General features: G+C 35.5%; 16 protein-coding genes. 6 read left to right on the top strand and 10 right to left on the bottom strand.

Going from position 1 to position 16,718, the window contains the following annotated elements; all coding sequences use genetic code 11:
- Positions 1 to 29: 29 nt before the first annotated feature.
- From GQN54_RS02280 to GQN54_RS02260, 5 genes are read right to left on the bottom strand one after another with little or no spacing between them, the layout of a single operon-like run.
- Positions 30 to 722, bottom strand: coding sequence for a CoA transferase subunit A (locus GQN54_RS02280; RefSeq protein ID WP_160631535.1), 693 nt, complete (start codon positions 720 to 722; stop codon positions 30 to 32).
- Positions 722 to 3,169: a transglycosylase domain-containing protein gene (locus GQN54_RS02275; protein ID WP_317163930.1), complete on the bottom strand. Its 2,448-nt coding sequence runs from the start codon at positions 3,167 to 3,169 to the stop codon at positions 722 to 724. The genes GQN54_RS02280 and GQN54_RS02275 overlap by 1 nt, the downstream gene beginning before the upstream one ends.
- A gap of 13 nt (positions 3,170 to 3,182) precedes the next feature.
- Complete coding sequence (locus GQN54_RS02270) at positions 3,183 to 3,656, bottom strand: gliding motility lipoprotein GldH (protein ID WP_160631533.1); 474 nt, start codon at positions 3,654 to 3,656, stop codon at positions 3,183 to 3,185.
- The gene (locus GQN54_RS02265; protein WP_160631531.1) at positions 3,657 to 5,036 is read right to left on the bottom strand and encodes a PSP1 domain-containing protein; all 1,380 of its coding nucleotides are present in this window, start codon (positions 5,034 to 5,036) and stop codon (positions 3,657 to 3,659) included.
- Positions 5,037 to 5,095: 59 nt separating this feature from the next.
- Positions 5,096 to 6,244 (bottom strand): DNA polymerase III subunit, encoded by a 1,149-nt coding sequence (locus GQN54_RS02260; protein ID WP_160631529.1) that lies wholly within the window; start codon positions 6,242 to 6,244, stop codon positions 5,096 to 5,098.
- Between the two features lie 134 nt (positions 6,245 to 6,378).
- Here GQN54_RS02260 and GQN54_RS02255 point away from each other — a divergent pair, with 134 nt between their 5' ends.
- Positions 6,379 to 7,569: a phosphoglycerate kinase gene (locus GQN54_RS02255; protein WP_160631527.1), complete on the top strand. Its 1,191-nt coding sequence runs from the start codon at positions 6,379 to 6,381 to the stop codon at positions 7,567 to 7,569.
- Here the strand turns inward: GQN54_RS02255 and GQN54_RS02250 are convergent.
- Complete coding sequence (locus tag GQN54_RS02250; RefSeq protein WP_160631525.1) at positions 7,550 to 8,089, bottom strand: CvpA family protein; 540 nt, start codon at positions 8,087 to 8,089, stop codon at positions 7,550 to 7,552. The genes GQN54_RS02255 and GQN54_RS02250 overlap by 20 nt on opposite strands.
- A 43-nt stretch (positions 8,090 to 8,132) precedes the next feature.
- Between GQN54_RS02250 and GQN54_RS02245 the strand changes: the two genes are divergently transcribed.
- The gene (locus GQN54_RS02245; RefSeq protein ID WP_235932944.1) at positions 8,133 to 8,471 is read left to right on the top strand and encodes a hypothetical protein; all 339 of its coding nucleotides are present in this window, start codon (positions 8,133 to 8,135) and stop codon (positions 8,469 to 8,471) included.
- Here GQN54_RS02245 and GQN54_RS02240 read toward each other — a convergent pair.
- Positions 8,460 to 8,843 carry a hypothetical protein gene (locus tag GQN54_RS02240; protein WP_160631521.1) on the bottom strand — a complete coding sequence of 128 codons (384 nt, stop codon included), beginning with the start codon at positions 8,841 to 8,843 and terminating at the stop codon, positions 8,460 to 8,462. The genes GQN54_RS02245 and GQN54_RS02240 overlap by 12 nt on opposite strands.
- A 42-nt stretch (positions 8,844 to 8,885) precedes the next feature.
- Here GQN54_RS02240 and GQN54_RS02235 point away from each other — a divergent pair, with 42 nt between their 5' ends.
- The 4 genes from GQN54_RS02235 to GQN54_RS02220 are packed head-to-tail and all read left to right on the top strand — an operon-like array spanning position 8,886 to position 11,955.
- Positions 8,886 to 9,539, top strand: a complete 654-nt coding sequence (locus GQN54_RS02235; RefSeq protein WP_207554789.1) for a peptidylprolyl isomerase — start codon at positions 8,886 to 8,888, stop codon at positions 9,537 to 9,539.
- A 4-nt stretch (positions 9,540 to 9,543) separates the two neighbouring features.
- Positions 9,544 to 10,557, top strand: a complete 1,014-nt coding sequence (gene pheS, locus GQN54_RS02230) for a phenylalanine--tRNA ligase subunit alpha (protein ID WP_160631519.1) — start codon at positions 9,544 to 9,546, stop codon at positions 10,555 to 10,557.
- A 13-nt stretch (positions 10,558 to 10,570) separates the two neighbouring features.
- Positions 10,571 to 11,122, top strand: coding sequence for an RNA polymerase sigma factor (locus tag GQN54_RS02225; RefSeq protein ID WP_160631517.1), 552 nt, complete (start codon positions 10,571 to 10,573; stop codon positions 11,120 to 11,122).
- 2 nt (positions 11,123 to 11,124) lie between these two features.
- On the top strand, positions 11,125 to 11,955 hold the full coding sequence (locus GQN54_RS02220; RefSeq protein WP_160631515.1) for an anti-sigma factor: 831 nt from the start codon (positions 11,125 to 11,127) through the stop codon (positions 11,953 to 11,955).
- Between the two features lie 54 nt (positions 11,956 to 12,009).
- On the opposite strand, the gene GQN54_RS02215 is transcribed toward GQN54_RS02220, so the two are convergent.
- The 3 genes from GQN54_RS02215 to pyk form a co-directional block, all read right to left on the bottom strand.
- Positions 12,010 to 13,059, bottom strand: coding sequence for a M42 family metallopeptidase (locus GQN54_RS02215; protein ID WP_160631513.1), 1,050 nt, complete (start codon positions 13,057 to 13,059; stop codon positions 12,010 to 12,012).
- A gap of 43 nt (positions 13,060 to 13,102) precedes the next feature.
- Positions 13,103 to 15,070, bottom strand: coding sequence for a PP2C family protein-serine/threonine phosphatase (locus GQN54_RS02210; RefSeq protein WP_160631511.1), 1,968 nt, complete (start codon positions 15,068 to 15,070; stop codon positions 13,103 to 13,105).
- Positions 15,071 to 15,279: 209 nt separating this feature from the next.
- Positions 15,280 to 16,710, bottom strand: a complete 1,431-nt coding sequence (gene pyk / locus GQN54_RS02205) for a pyruvate kinase (protein WP_207554788.1) — start codon at positions 16,708 to 16,710, stop codon at positions 15,280 to 15,282.
- Positions 16,711 to 16,718: the final 8 nt, after the last annotated feature.

The following is a 16,718-nucleotide window of genomic DNA, read 5'->3' as shown; positions in this document are numbered from 1 at the left end:
ATTGACTATATCTAAATAGGCAATATTGCCTATTTAGATATAGTTCGTTGTTCAATTCTTTTTTCGTAATCTTTTCCTTCGAAAATTCGATGTACAAAAATACCTGGAGTATGAATTTCATTCGGATGCAATTCGCCTGGTTCTACTAAATGTTCTACTTCAGCAATAGTAATCTTACCAGCTGTTGCCATTACTGGATTAAAGTTTCTAGCCGTCCCCTTGAATACTAAATTCCCTTTGGTGTCGCCTTTCCAGGCTTTAACAATAGCGAAGTCAGCCGTTAAACTTTCTTCTAGTATATACATTTTACCGTTGTATTCTCTGGTTTCTTTACCTTCTGCTACTTCTGTTCCATACCCTGCTGGTGTATAAAATGCTGGAATTCCTGCCCCTCCGGCTCTACATTTTTCAGCCAAAGTGCCTTGTGGGGTTAATTCCACTTCTAACTCTCCACTTAACATTTGGCGCTCAAATTCATCATTTTCTCCCACGTAGGAAGAAATCATTTTTTTGATTTGCTTATTTTTCAATAAAAATCCTAAGCCAAAATCATCTACTCCAGCATTGTTTGAGATGCATGTTAAATTTGTGATTTTACTTTTTGATAAAGCCTCAATACATTTTTCAGGAATGCCACAAAGTCCAAAACCTCCCAACATAAGAGTCATACCACTTTCAATTCCTTTTATCGCTTCTTCAGCATTTGCAACTACCTTTTTCATTATCCTCCAAAATTAGGTTCTTCGTTGTCGTTAAAATTATTGTCTTCTTGCGTTTTATCACAGTCTAACTCTATTCTGAGTTGATGTTCGGGTTTTTCAAAGGCTATATTTTTTACCTTTAAAGTAGAGTCTGAAATTACTTTTTTCATGTAATATCCCCAAATCGGAAGGGCAGAATTTGCACCTTGACCATCACCAGTTCTTGAGAACCTCACACTCCTATCTTCTGCACCAACCCACACACCTGTCACCAGGTTGGGCATCATGCCGATGAACCATCCGTCTGAATTATTCTGTGTGGTACCGGTTTTCCCTGCAATGGGCCCCGTAAATCCACCATATTCGTGGCTCTGGAATCGTAAACGAATACCCGTACCTGCAGTCTTTTTCCCTTTCGCCTTATTGTAGTTATATGAAGTGACTCCCTCCATCAAATTCACCATGGTGTAGGCTGTCTCTTCGCTGATTACTTCTTTCGTTTCAGGAATAAACTCTTTGATCACATTGCCATCTTTGTCCTCTATTCGAGTAATATAGATGGGTTCAGTATAGATTCCTTTGTTCGCAAAAGTTCCAAAAGCACCCACCATTTCATAAACTGAAAGGTCAGCGACTCCTAAAACCAAAGAAGGAACAGGGTCTAAATGGCTCTTAATTCCTAAATTTCTGGCCATTTTTACTACCCGGTCTGGACCAAATTTCTTCATCAAAAAGGAAGAAACAGTATTCATAGAGTTTGCTAAACCATACTTTAAGGTCACATTGTATCCAACATCTTTTGGGTCACTGTTTTGAGGCGACCAATCTTTTAATAAACCAAATTCTCCTCTCTTAAAGGTTACCGCAACATTCGGCACTTCGTAGCATGGTGAGTATCCCTCATCAATCGCTACAGCATACATAAATGGTTTAAAAGTAGAACCTACTTGCCGTTTACTTTGTGCTACGTGGTCAAAAGCAAAGTATTTGCTATTAATACCACCAACCCATGCTTTTATATGGCCTGTATTTGGATCCATTGACATCAAACCACTTTGCAGGAAGCTTTTGTAATATCTAATGCTATCCATAGGAGACAAGACTGTGTCAATTTCTCCTTTCCATGAAAAAACAGTCATTGGAACAGGGGTATTGAAAATAATATCAATTGAATCTTTTGGAGTTACCCGTCTTTTATGGTGGCAGTCATCTGCTTGACATTCAAAATAGTTCACTCCATTTTCTGTGATTTCTTCTACATATTTTCCTCTTCTTCCACAATTGGCACATTGTACTCCTACCATTACATTGTAACGATCTGTTCTTCGCATTGCTGATTTCATAATTTGATCAACTTCTTCATCCGTTACTCTCCAGTCAAATGGATTTTTCTTCTTGCGCTGTAAATCTTTAAAAAAGTCAGCCTGAAGCTTTTCTCCGAGGTATTTAGTCATCGCCCACTCGGCATAGCTTTGCATCTCATAATTAATAGTGGTGTAAATTTTCAATCCATCTTTATAAATGTCATAACCCTTGCCATTTGCTTTGCGATACTTTAGTTCTCCTGTAGTTGAATCAATTTCAGAAAAAATCTTTTTCAAATCAGACCTTAGGATCTCTCTAAAATAGGGTGCTATCCCTTCTTTGTGATCTACTCGTTGAAAATCTACACCTAATGGTTTTGTTTTTAGTGTGTCATATGCTATTTTGTCAATTGCTCCATTTCTAATCATTTGAGTCAATACTACATTTCTACGGTGAAGTGTCGTATCGTAAAATCGCAATGGATTAAATAATGCTGGGTTCTTTAACATACCCACTAGCATAGCAGATTCTGTGATGTTCAGTTCCTGAGGAGTTTTGTTGAAGTATACTGTTGCTGCTGATTTGATTCCTACTGCATTATTGACAAAGTCAAAAGTGTTGAAATACATGGCTACAATTTCTTCCTTAGTGTATTGTCGCTCTAATCTTACAGCAATTACCCACTCTTTGAATTTTCGCATCACCAATTGAAACTTGGTTAAATCTTTTCTAGGAAAAAGGTTTTTGGCTAATTGTTGTGAAACGGTACTTCCACCTCCAGTGCTACCTGTCTGTCCTGTAACGAGACCTATAAAAACTCTCCCTAAAGATCTAAAATCAATTCCTGAATGTTCGTTATAGCGTTCATCTTCAGTTGCTATTAGGGCAACTGGAAGAAATTCTGAAAGTTCTTCATATTGAACATTAGTTCTATTCTGATAGAAATATTTACCCAGAACTTTTCCATCAGAAGTATATACCTCAGAAGCTAAATTACTTTTAGGATTTTCTAATTCTTCAAAACTAGGCAATTCTCCAAACCACTCATGCGCAGTCCCATATATAAGCATCGTAAATAATCCCATTGGAATGATTACTACACACCAAAAAAGAATAATCCAAAATAGGATTCCTTTATTTTTTTTATTTTCCTTTTCCTTCACTTTCGTTTGAAATTTATTGGGCTACTTTTTCTACTCGAATTCCTATATCTGTAATATATTTCAGCTCTCTATCTCTCATTGCTTGCTCTACTTCAAAAATATATTTCCCTGATCGAGGAAACATCACGGATTGTTTATAAGGAAATTGGTGTTCCCATAAATCACCAATTCCTTTTCCATACCAATTTCCTTTAGGATCTGCCAAAACGAATTCTGCAGTATCTCTAGCAAATTGTCCCGTTGGACTTTTTATTTGAGTAAATAAATAAATATTTCTATATGGGTACTGCCCTGAATTCCTAATGTTTACAAATAAATTATAATATGATAATGTATCTGTAATTTCTACATCAAAACGAGCGACCTGCATCCTGTCCCAACTGGCATTTTCTAATGCTAAATTCTTTTCAAATACACGATTAGCATCACAAGAATACAAAGAAACCATGACCGAAGTGACTAAAATAAAAAGTGTTAATTGTCTCATTTAATCATTGTTTGGTCTCGGTTTACGTTTTGGTCGGAATGGTTTTTTCTTTTTTGGTTTACCTTCCGCTCCCGTATTATTCTCTTTGCTAGGGGTAGCATTATTATTTTGAGTCTTATTTTCGGCTCCTTGATTATTACCTCTAGGTTTGTTTCCTTGTTGTTTATTTCGAGGAGGTCTTGGCCCTCTTGGTTTTGCTGGTTTATTTGGCACAGGACTTCCTTCGGTAGAAGCATTCGCTTGGTTAGCAGGTCTCGGTTTTTTCTTTCGTTTTTTCTTAGCTTTCTTCTGACGATCAAAACGAGTTAAATCATCCTGACCAACTACGTTAGCGTAGTCCGGCTCTGCAATTTCGATGACAATGTTCTCAAGGTCAACTAATTCAGTCGGAGTCGCTCCTTTTTCATTCATTGCCATTATTTCTTGAACTCTGTCCAAAGATAATTCAATGAATTTTCCTGGTTCATCAAAATAGGAGTACCACATTTTATTACCAAAGATGTCCATTTTTTGATAGAAAGCATCTCCTTTAGCTGTCTTAAGCTTTTTCTTGGTGTCTGGAAATCCTTTCAATTCATCCATGTAGGCATCTAGTTCAAAGTTCAAGCAGCATTTCAATTTACCACATTGACCCGCGAGCTTCATGGGGTTTAGTGAAAGTTGTTGATAACGAGCAGCTGAAGTGGATACAGACCTAAAATCAGTTAACCAAGTTGAGCAGCATAACTCCCTTCCACAAGAACCAATTCCACCCAATCTGCCTGCTTCTTGACGCATGCCTATTTGGCGCATTTCAATTCTAATTTTAAAGGCATCAGCTAAACGTTTAATCAATTCTCTAAAGTCAACTCTTTCTTCTGCGGTATAGTAAAATACAGCTTTTGACAAATCTCCTTGGTACTCAATGTCACTAATTTTCATTGAGAGCCCTAATTCAATAGCGATTCTTCTAGAAATTGGTTTAGCTGCTTCTTCGCGTTCTTGCCCTTCTTTCCATTTTTCTATATCAGATTCTTTAGCTTTTCGGTATATTTTTTTTACTTCATCCGTCTTTCCGAAGTTTTTCTTTTTCTGCATTTGAACCCTAACCAGTTCTCCAGCTAAGGAAACCATTCCGATGTCATGACCAGGTGAGGCCTCAACAGCAACTATATCACCAACGTATAAGGTTAGGTTTTCATGGTTTTTATAAAACTCTTTTCGACCGTTTTTAAATCGAACTTCAACCATATCAAATGGTTGTTGATTGTTGGGCAATTCCATGTTTCCCAACCAGTTGAATACATTTAATTTATTACAACCTCCAGAACTACAAGTTCCATTATTTTTACATCCCCTAGGAGTTCCATCTCCACCAGTAGAACAACTTCCACATCCCATATCTCTTCTATATTTATATCTAGTGCCCTTTTAAAAAGGGTCGAATAATTATTACAATCTTACAAATTTACATTTTTGGTTCTTAATAGTTTGGTCACTCTTGTAGAAAGGTTAAAAAAGACCAGCTTTGGGTTGGCATTTCTTTCAATATGGTAATAGGCTTCGTTAAACAAATCGTTCAATTCTAATATATTACCGGTGTGTACAAAAGGAGCAAACTTGTTTAGAAATGCCTTTTCTCCACTACTTAGTCTTAAAAGGTTATCATCAGCATAATTAGAAATAATACTTTCCCTCAGTAGTCTTAAGGTGTACGTTAAAAAATTCTTTTGCTGTTCTCTTCCAACTGATTTAGCTGATATTTCTTCTATCCAGTCCAATAAAGGAGGTAATTTACCGGCAAAACACATTCGCATCCAATTTTTAAAGGTCTCAAAGAAGAAGGTCTCTTTGCCTTCCATGTCAATTAACCGCATCGCAGAATTAAAATCGCCATCACTAAAAGCTGCAATTTGCATCGCTTTCTCAGAGTCAAGGTTCTTTTTTTCTTGTAGATAGTTGGATAAGCTTTTTAAATCGATTTGATTGAACTTGGTGTGTTGAGTTCTTGAAAGAATAGTTCTAATGATGGCTTCTGCATCTGTAGAAATTAGAATAATTAAAGTGTTAGGTTCTGGTTCCTCAATAAACTTTAAAAGTCGATTAGATGCTTCGGTATTCATTTTTTCTGCATGCCACACAATTACAACTTTATATTTGGCTTCAAAGCGCTTGTATACAACTGATTTTAGAATTTCAGAACTTTCATTCACCGATATCGCAGCTATTTTATTTTCTATTTCTATCTTAGAAATCCATTCATCATATTCTAAATAAGGGTTTTGCAATACTGCTTCCCTCCATTCGGTAATGTAGTGATTACTAACTGGCTTTTTGGGAGCCTTTGAGGAAGTAGCGACAGGGAAAGCAAAAGTTAAATCAGGATGTACTAGTTTTTCATATTTCGCACAAGAGCTGCATGCTCCGCAACTATCCTCATCAGTCGGGTTAAGACAATTAATATATTGCCCGTAAGCTATGGCCATTGCCAAATTTCCTGACCCTTCACTACCTGTAAATAATTGAGCATGACTAATTCTGCCGTCCTTCACAGTTTGTATAAGGCGTGACTTTATTTCTTCTTGACCAATAATATCTTTAAATCGCATCTTTTCGTTTATTCTAGCTCAAAAATACTGATAGAAACGGGCAATTCTCGATTGACGAAATAAAAACTAGCCACATTTATTTTGAAAAGTTACTTTTGTATTACTAATTAGCGAACTCAAATTTTGATAACAAGATGAATACACTAAGGAATTACAATTTTGAAGGTAAAAAAGTATTGGTTAGAGTTGATTTTAATGTTCCACTAGATGGAGATTTTAATATAACAGATTATACACGTATAGACGCAGCAGTGCCAACTATTCAACATATTGTCAAAAACGGAGGAACGCCAATTTTGATGTCTCACTTAGGTCGACCGAAGGGAGCTTATGACGATAAGTATAGTTTGAAGCATATTGTAAATGGTCTTTCTGAAAAGTTAGGGCTTCCTGTGACTTTTGCTAAAAACTGTGTCGGTGAGGAGGCAAAAAAAGTAGTAGCCGCTGCACAAAAGGGAGAAGTGGTATTGTTAGAAAATCTTAGGTTTCATTCAGAAGAAACTAATGGAGATATCGATTTTTCCAGAGAGCTAGCTCAATTAGGAGAAGTGTACGTTAATGATGCCTTTGGTACGGCCCACAGAGCACATGCTTCTACAGCGATAGTAGCTCAATTTTTTCCCAACGATAAAATGTTTGGTTTCGTTATCGAACAAGAGTTAGAGGCTGTTGATAAGGCTTTTTCTTCAGATAATCATCCAATCACAGCTATAATGGGGGGAGCGAAGGTTTCTGATAAGATTTTATTAATTGAGAAGTTGTTGGATCGTGTGGACAACTTAATCATTGGAGGAGGTATGGCTTATACTTTTTTTAAAGCACTAGGTGGTCAAGTTGGCGATTCACTTGTGGAGGATGACAAATTAAATTTAGCACAAACAATTTTAAAATTAGCAGCAGAAAAGAAAGTTAACGTGCAGCTTCCTGTTGATTCTGCAATATCAAAGGCATTTTCAAATACTGCAGAACGTGGTATTTCTGATAATATGGAGATTCGAGATGGATTTATGGGGTTAGATATTGGACCAAAAGCAATTGAGGATTTTTCAGATATCATTAAGCGCTCTAAAGTCATTATTTGGAATGGCCCAATGGGTGTTTTTGAAATGTCGAATTTTGAAAGAGGAACCAAAGGAATAGCTATGGCAGTTGCAGAGGCTACAAAAAATGGTGCTTTTTCTTTAATTGGTGGTGGAGATTCTGCAGCTGCTGTTAACCAATTTGGATTTAATCAACAAGTGAGCTATATCTCAACAGGAGGTGGAGCATTATTAGAATATTTAGAAGGAAAAGTGCTGCCAGGAATTAAGGCAATACAAGAGTAGAATCAGAAGATAAAATAGCTGGAAACGCTTGATCGATTTCGAGGTTTTTTAGCATAGGAAGAATCTTTGGTGGAGCTGAGATAATCGGTTCATAAACCAAAGATTCTTTTTTTATGTCTTGAGGAATAAACTGGAATGATTGGTCAAACAAGCTTCCCACATATAGCAATGTGCTTATAATCAATCCGATTTTTAAAAAAGAAAACAATGCACCTGCTAGTCGATTTACTAGACCTAAAGCGGCAAGCTTGATGATTCTTTCTAAGGTTTTTGCCAGAAAGTGAATACCAATTACGACCACCAAGAAGGTCAATATGAAAGATATTAATGGTAATGCTTTAGTTTGTATCTCAAAGTATTGAATCAATAAATTACTGGTATAATCAGAAAATTTATAGGCCATCATAATTCCAATTACCAGCGAAACCAATGCAGCTATTTCTAAAATAAGACCTTTTCGAAATCCTTTATATAAAGCCCATGCTAATGGGATGCAAATAACAATATCTAGATAATTCATAACGAAATGCTAAACTATTAATTAATTTTGCAAAACTATGGATATGGAGTTTGAAAAAAAGTGGAAAGAGGTTGTAGAAATTGTTGAAAAGCGCTTCGGAGAAGGGGTTGATATGCAAAGTCTATTGTTCTTAATTGGTGTTCAAGAGTTAGGTCATGGGCCAAAAAAATTCACTAAAGACCAAAAGCTAGACGTGATACATGTAGCAGTATGCACTTTACTGAGTCGTTTTGGATATTATGAATTTGAAGGAATAGATAAAGATGAGTGGCCACATTGGAAGGCTACCAATAAATTACCATATTTAAAATCCAGTCAACAAACGCAGTTGATGAAGCAAGCTATTGTAGAATATTTTGAAGAAAATAAATTAGCGCGGTAAGTAGATGGTACGACGAACATAGTTTTCTTTGCTTCGTTGACGTTTTTCTTCAATTTTAAAAGTTTCCTTGGCAAATCGAGTTGTGTCGCCATCCTTATTCGTTACATAAGCTGCTACGTCCAAAACAACTGTATTTGGAAACTTTTTTCTGTATTTGCCTGAGGCATCAGTAATGCCAGAATCTAATATTCCAAATGACACTGAAAGGGGGTCAAGCTCATTGGCAAAAATGGCCACTTTGATTCCTTTTAAAGGACCTCCAAATTCATCTTCAACGGTAAGAATAAGTTCCGGTTCAACTTCTTTTTTGCAACCCACAATTACTAAGGAAATAAGAAGAGCTCCGAATATATTTTTTATAACTTTGTTCATTGTTTTTTGGTAATATTATTCACAAATATAAAGATATCACAATTGTTTAAAGCCTTATTTTTACTTTTCATCAGCTTAAGTAGTGCAATTGTTTCGCTTTCAGCACAGAATAAAGTGCTTATTGAAACTACTGCTGGCAATATTACAGTAAAATTATATGATGAAACTCCAGGCCATAAACAAAATTTTCTAAGTTTAGTCGCACGATCATATTATGATAGTACAATCTTTCATCGAGTGATTAAAAACTTTATGATACAAGGAGGAGACCCTGAGTCCAGAACAGCCTCATCTAATAAGGTCTTTTCAGATGGAGGTCCTGGTTATACGCTACCGGCTGAGATCAACGAGCAATTTATTCATAAAAAAGGAGCTTTGGCCGCCGCAAGGCAGCCTGATAATACAAATGCAAGTAGAAGAAGTAGTGGATCTCAGTTTTATATTGTTCAAGGAAGTATTTATCCTCGAGCTTATTTGGATAAAGCTAACAAAGATAAAAAAGTGCCGTATACGGAAGCTCAAAAAAAAGTATATGAAACCGTAGGAGGAACCCCTCATTTAGATGGAGCTTATACTATCTTTGGGGAAGTAATTGCAGGTTTGGATGTAGTGGATAAGATCGCTCAGGTAGAAACTGATCGCAGAGACAGGCCCAAGCAAGATGTGAGAATAATTCGAATGACCATTTTAAAATAGAAGAATGCTGAATAAAGTGAAAGAACTCCTTGCAGAAGTGGAGGCGTTCAATAGCAATGTTGCCAAAGATGTAGAGGAATTTAGAATTAGAATTCTAGGTAGTAAAGGTCAAGTCAAGGCATTATTTGATGATTTTAAAAATGTCCCTAATGATCAGAAAAAAGAATTTGGGAAAGCTTTAAATGAGTTGAAGCAGTTTGCACAAAACAAACTAGAAGAGCTGAAAAGCAATCAAAAAAAGGAAGTTAAATCCAAATCAGAGTCCATAGATATGACAGCGCCTGCTCTAGAAAAAGACTTAGGCGCAAGACATCCACTTTCTTTGATTAGAAGTGAAATAATAGAGATATTTAAACGTATTGGGTTTAATGTAAGTGAGGGACCTGAAATCGAAGACGACTGGCATAATTTTTCTGCTTTAAACTTTCCAGAAGAGCACCCAGCTAGAGATATGCAAGATACTTTTTTCGTGGAAAAGAACCCTGATATCGCTTTAAGAACGCATACTTCTTCAGTACAAGTAAGGGTAATGGAAAACTCTAAGCCCCCTATTCGTACTATTAGTCCGGGTAGAGTTTATAGGAATGAAGCCATTTCGGCTCGTGCACACTGCTTTTTTCATCAGGTAGAAGGTTTGTATATTGATAAAAATGTATCGTTTGCTGATTTAAAACAAACCTTGTTGTATTTTGCTAAGGAAATGTTTGGAGAGGATACTGAAATTCGCTTACGGCCTTCTTATTTCCCTTTTACTGAACCAAGTGCTGAAATGGATGTTTCATGCAGTATTTGTAAATCAAAAGGGTGTAATGTTTGCAAATACACCGGCTTTTTAGAAATATTAGGGTGTGGAATGGTTGACCCGAACGTGTTGGAAAATTGTGGCATAGATAGTAAAGTATATTCTGGATTTGCTTTCGGAATGGGAGTGGAGCGAATTGCGCAATTGAAGTTTAATGTTAATGATTTAAGATTGTACTCTGAAAATGATGCACGATTTTTAAGTCAATTTAAATAGCAGTTTAGCATAAATGAATAAAGACACTAACCAGTACCATGACGAAAGTCATCTTATAGCCCTCTTAAAAAAGAAGGACAAAGCTGGTATTAGTGCTCTTTATGACAATTATTCTCATGCTTTATTTGCGATTATTCATCAAGTAGTCGACAACCAAGAAATTGCAGAAGATGTTTTACAAGAATGTTTTGTAAAAATATGGACAAAGATTGATAGTTATGATTCTTCAAAAGGACGACTATATACATGGATGTTGAATATTGCTAGGAATTTAGCCATTGATGTTACTCGGTCAAAAGCCTATAAAAAAGGACAAAAAGTCCAAAGTATAGATAAAGACGTACATGGTTCTGCTGGCTCTGTAGATTCTATTAATGTAGATACTATAGGGTTGTCAGCAGTTGTTTCAGAACTTAAGCCTGATTATCAGCTAATCATTAATTTGATTTACTTTAAAGGGTATACTCAAAAAGAAGTTTCTGAAGAATTAGAAATCCCCTTAGGGACAGTCAAAACAAGAGTTAAGACTGCACTCGAGAAATTAAGAACTGTTTTAAGTAATTAAAGGTGAAAAAAGAAGAATTCATATCATCAGGTCTTTTGGAACTCTATGTTCTTGGGTCGATATCAAACGAAGAGCTTTCGTTGGTAAATGATATGTTAGCGCAATACCCTGAACTAAATGCAGAGGTGATGCGAATAGAAAGTGATTTAATTAGATTGGCAGAAAGTCAATCACCAAAGCCTTCAGCAAAAGTTAAAAGTAGTTTGTTGGATGCGATTGATGTTATAGAAGATTCGCAAGAAAAATTAGAAGAAAAAAAGGCTAAAGTCATTGAGATACAAACTTCTGAGAAGGGGAAAACTTCCATGACTATGCTTTTAATGGTGGCTGCATCGTTAGCATTATTAATTGTAAGCGCATTTTTTAATTATATTCAATATCAAGAAATTCAATTAGCTAAACAAACCATCGCTTCATTAAATCAGGAGAAGGAAGTTTTGGCCAATGATTTATCTACTTATAAAACATCAATAGAATCAGCTGAGAATAAAATAGCAGTGCTGAGAGATACCGCAAATGTGACCATTCCGATGAAAGGGTTAGATATTTCACCAAATTCATTGGCTTTGATACATTGGAATAAGTATACCAACGAAACATTTATAGACATTGCTAGCTTGCCAGAAGCCCCAACAGATATGCAGTACCAACTTTGGGCAATTGTAGATGGTGTGCCGGTAGATTTGGGTGTTTTTGATGTACTAAAAAGTGCAGCAACTCTTCAAAAAATGAAAACAGTAGGTAATCCACAAGCTTTTGCTGTAACATTAGAAAAATCAGGAGGAAGCCCAACTCCAACGATGGAAAATATGTATGTACTTGGAGCTGTATAATGAACGAAATGATTGTAGAAGGACGACTTTATAAAAGTCGTCCTTTTTTTTTGCTTAAAATTTCCAATCGTACTTATCCATTTCAGATAAGCAAACTTTTAATAAATCAATACTCGCTCTAATGTCGTTTTTGTCGGCCATTTCTATCACCTGATGAATATGCCTAGTTGGTATAGAAATAGCACCTGAGATGGCTCCACCAGCATTCATTCGCTGAATTCCTGCTGTATCTGTTCCTCCTGCAGGCAAAATTTCTGGTTGCCATTTTATTGCGTGTTTATCAGCTGTATCTTTCATGAATTTAACCATTCGATAGTCGCAAATCGTGGAGGAGTCCATTATTTTGATAGCCGTTCCTTCTCCCAGTTTGGTAACCATTTCTTCTGGCTTAGCGCCAGGAACATCGTATGCAATTGTTGTGTCTAACCCAATTCCAAAATCAGGTTGAATGTCTAGTGCAGATACATTAGCACCACGAATTCCAACTTCTTCTTGTACAGTAAATACACCATAAATGTCAAAAGGAACTTCTTTGTCTTTTAATTCCTTCAGTGCTTCTATCAAAATAAATACAGAAACTCTATTATCAATAGATTTACAATTGACGCAGTTTCCCAATTCTTTTAATTCGCTATAACGAGTGATTGGATCACCAATGGTTACAATCTTTTCCACTTCTTCCTTAGACATTCCTAAGTCGATGAAATAGTCGGTTATTTTTGCTCCTTTAGTTCTTTCTTCTGCTGACATGACATGGATGGGTTTGCTTCCCATTACTCCCATTACATCTTCTTTCCCATGAATGATTACTCGCTGAGAAGTTAAAGTTTTTGGATCAAAACCTCCCAAAGGGTGAAAACGAACAAACCCTTTATCATCTATATAATTTACGATGAATCCAATTTCATCCATATGTGCGCCAATCATTACCTTTTTAGCTGATTTTCCTCTCTTGATGGCGTACACATTTCCCATGTTGTTGATTTTAACTTCATCAACAAAAGGAGTGATTTCTTTTATTACTAGTTCTCTAATGCGTTGTTCGAATCCTGGAGCGCCGGATATTTCACATATTTGCTTTAATAATGAGGTATTTATTGACATACTTTAAGTTTTGATTTAAAAAATGAAAGTACTCAAAATTGAGCTAAACTCGAATGGCAAATAATGAGATATCGTCTACTTGTTCGTATCCTTCCATCCATTTTGAAATGGTTCTTTCAAGTAGATTTTGTTGATGTGACAATTTGAGATCGAAAGATTGAGCTAATAATTCTTTCAATTGTTTTTTCTTAAACTTTTTCCCCCTTGCTCCACCAAATTGATCGACATATCCGTCAGAAAGTTGAAAAACACAATCACCTTTTTCAAGCTGGATGGTTTGATTTTGAATAGCACCTAGAATAATATTAGATTCTGCACCAATTGATAATTTGTTGGGTTTTAGTTCTGTGATATAAGTTCCCTCAATCACTTCTACTTTAATTGAATGTTCACTATCTTTTATTCTTTCTTCTTTGCTAAGAATAAAGATAGAATTATTAGCACCTGCATAATTCAAGACTTTAGTATTGGGGTTGAAGGAGCATAAAGAAATATCCATTCCATCTTTAATACCTTCACCCGTTTTGTCTATCTTATAGTGCTTTAGTGAATAATACATGATGTCATTTGCAATACTTAAAATATTAGCAGGATTTAATTCATTTGTTTTTACTGCTTCATTTAAGGAGTTAATAGCAAGAATACTGATAAAGGCTCCTGGTACTCCGTGGCCCGTACAGTCGATACTAGCAAACAAGAGTTGACCATTGACTTTACTAACCCAAATTGAATCTCCACTAACAATGTCTTTAGGTTGAAAAATATAAGCGTACTCATTAAAAAGTTCATCAAAGTTTTCTTTCGAAGGCATAAGAGCTTGCTGTATTCTTCTAGCATACCTTAAGCTATCTGTAATGTCTTTATTTTTAGCTTCTAATACAGCATGTTGATGTACAATTTTATTATTCTGTTCTTCAATTTTAGTTTTTTGAATTAGTATTTCAGCTGTTTTTTCATCAACTTTTTCTTTAAACAGATTAATATAACTGACTATTTCTTCTTCTAATTTTTGGACATTCTGAACCAACTTGCTAATTTCATCTTTCTTATCTGAAACATTTAGCTTACTCCTCATGGTGAAATTTGAATCGACGAAAAAGGCGATACCATTGCTCAATACAGAGATACGCTTGCTAATTCGTTTAGATAAAATTATTGCCCCTACTATACTTATAAATATGAAGGAAAGTATAATAATTGAATAGGCGACTTGTAATTCATAGAGAATTGCTTTAGACTTTTCTCCCAATTCACTTTCTGTTTTCTTTAGATAAAAATTAACAGTATCTGCTTGCTCATTGATTCGTTTTGTTAACCCGGTGTTTGTTTTTAAGCCTATTGATTGTTCAAGCTCCGCGAATTTGTTAAACGATGAAGCATACTGATATAGAATATCATTGTCACCATTAAGTTTACTAATTTGATTAACCAATATGTTGAATAAAGTCACATACTTAATGTCTTGTCGAATTATAAAATCTTTTTCATGACGTCGTAATTGAAGTACTTGCTTGAGAGGAATGGTTTGATTGTCTTCTAATTGATGAGCATACGTTCTCATTTTTCCTTCAATGCCATAATTTTTAAACCCTCTAGTATGAAGTAGTTTTTTAAGGTGTTCGTAATAAGAAATGTACGAATTAAATTCAGTAGAAATCCTTTGAAAACTATTGGAGAAGTTGAGCTGGGTGTTCGAAGACTTTTCCATTAATAGAGACCATTCATTTTGAAAATCTCTACTATTCTCTTTGGACGCTTTTGTATAGTAACTATCTCCAAAATGATAATAAACAGTGTCGATGAGGTCTTGCCTGTAAAAGTTTTCTTGTGCTAGCCTAATCGATTGAAAACTAGATTTAAGCTTATTAAAGTGGTTCTCTATTTCAATAATCTCCGCTTTTTTATCAAAGTAAGAAAAGGTGAAAATGCTAGCCAATGCCGACAGCATGGAGAATAAAATAAAAATAATAAATAACTGTGATCTTAGAGAGTTAAACATTTGAGTTTTCATTAGTGTAGTGGTTTAACAAATTTAGCTAGGAGGACTAATAAGGAAACACTATGCAATTTTAACTCATTGTCAAATTCTACTTAAAGAGTATATTCAAAGGGCAATCAATGAATTTAAACGATTAAAACTAGATGTAGGTATAAAACAAAAGCCCATTGGCATTAGAAAAGGCCAATGGGCTTAATATTTAATTAACTTTTAGTTATTCTTTAATCAACAAAACTAAGCTTCAACATATTCGATTGCCCTTTGTCAGATATAGGCATACTTGCTAAATTGATGATTAAGTCTTTTTCTTTAACGTATCCATTTTTCTTTAAGATAAACTTAATATCGGCTATAGTGTGATCAGTACTAACAAACTTATCGTAATAGAAACCTCTAACTCCCCAGACTAAACTTAAAGTGTTTAAAAGTGCATGATTACCTGTGAAAGCATAGGTTCCTGCTTTGGGTCGAAAGCTAGAAATTTTAATGGCGGTATAACCTGAGTGCGTCATGGTTACAATCGCCTTGGCATTTACTCTTGCTGCTAATCTTCCTGCATTGAAACAAATGGAGTCTGAAATAAAACGTTCGTCGTCCGGTGAGGTTGGTACAGTTTCTTGGTGATAAATACTTTCTGAAGTTTCCATCTGTTCAATAATTTTCACCATGGATTCAATAACCTGCAAAGGGTAGGCACCTACAGAAGTTTCTCCTGATAGCATAACTGCATCCGCTCCGTCCAGTACTGCATTTGCAACATCATTTACCTCGGCTCGAGTAGGGCTGATATTGGTAATCATGCTTTCCATCATCTGAGTTGCAATAATTACTGGTTTTGCTTCTACTAGGCATTTTTTAACAATCTCTTTTTGAACCAAAGGAACTTCTTCCATAGGAATTTCTACACCAAGATCACCTCTTGCAACCATTATGGCATCTGTTTTTGCTATAATGTCGTCAATATCTGCTACTGCCTCAGGCTTCTCAATTTTAGCTATTACCCTTGATGTTTTGCCTTTGGACTTAATAATGTGTTTTAGCTCAATGATATCTCTTGCACTTCTAACGAATGAAAGACCGATCCACTCTACATTGTGTTCTATAGCGAATTCGAGGTCTATTCGGTCTTTTTCAGTAAGTGATGGCAACGAAACTTTAGTATTAGGTAGATTAACCCCTTTTTTTGAGGATAAGACTCCACTATTTAATACCTCGGCAACAGCCTCATCTTTTTGATTGGTAGAGATTATTTTCAATGCCAATTTACCATCGTCAATTAATATGCGTTCACCTTCTGTGACGTCCTTTGGGAATTGGTCGTAATTGATATATACTTTAGTCGCATTTCCAATAATTTTTTTGGTTGAAAAGGTAATTCTCTCTCCTTTCGTAATATTTACAGCACCACCTTCAATTTCCCCAATTCTTATTTTTGGTCCTTGCAAATCGGCTAGAATAGCTGTGTGATAACCATTTTCTTTGTTTATTTCTGCTACCCTTCGAATTACCTTCAGGTGATCTTCGTGACTTCCATGCGAAAAGTTAATTCGACAAACATTTACTCCAGCCTCAATAATTTTCTTCAACATCGCTTTTGAAGAAGTCACTGGACCAATAGTAGCGACGATTTTAGTTTTTTTGTCTGATTTCATAATTATAA

The sequence above is a fragment of the Acidiluteibacter ferrifornacis genome, from assembly GCF_009909615.1.
GTDB lineage: Bacteria > Bacteroidota > Bacteroidia > Flavobacteriales_E > Vicingaceae > Acidiluteibacter > Acidiluteibacter ferrifornacis.
The sequence above is the reverse complement of the archived record's forward strand: the minus strand, read 5'-3'. Positions and strand labels throughout refer to the sequence as shown.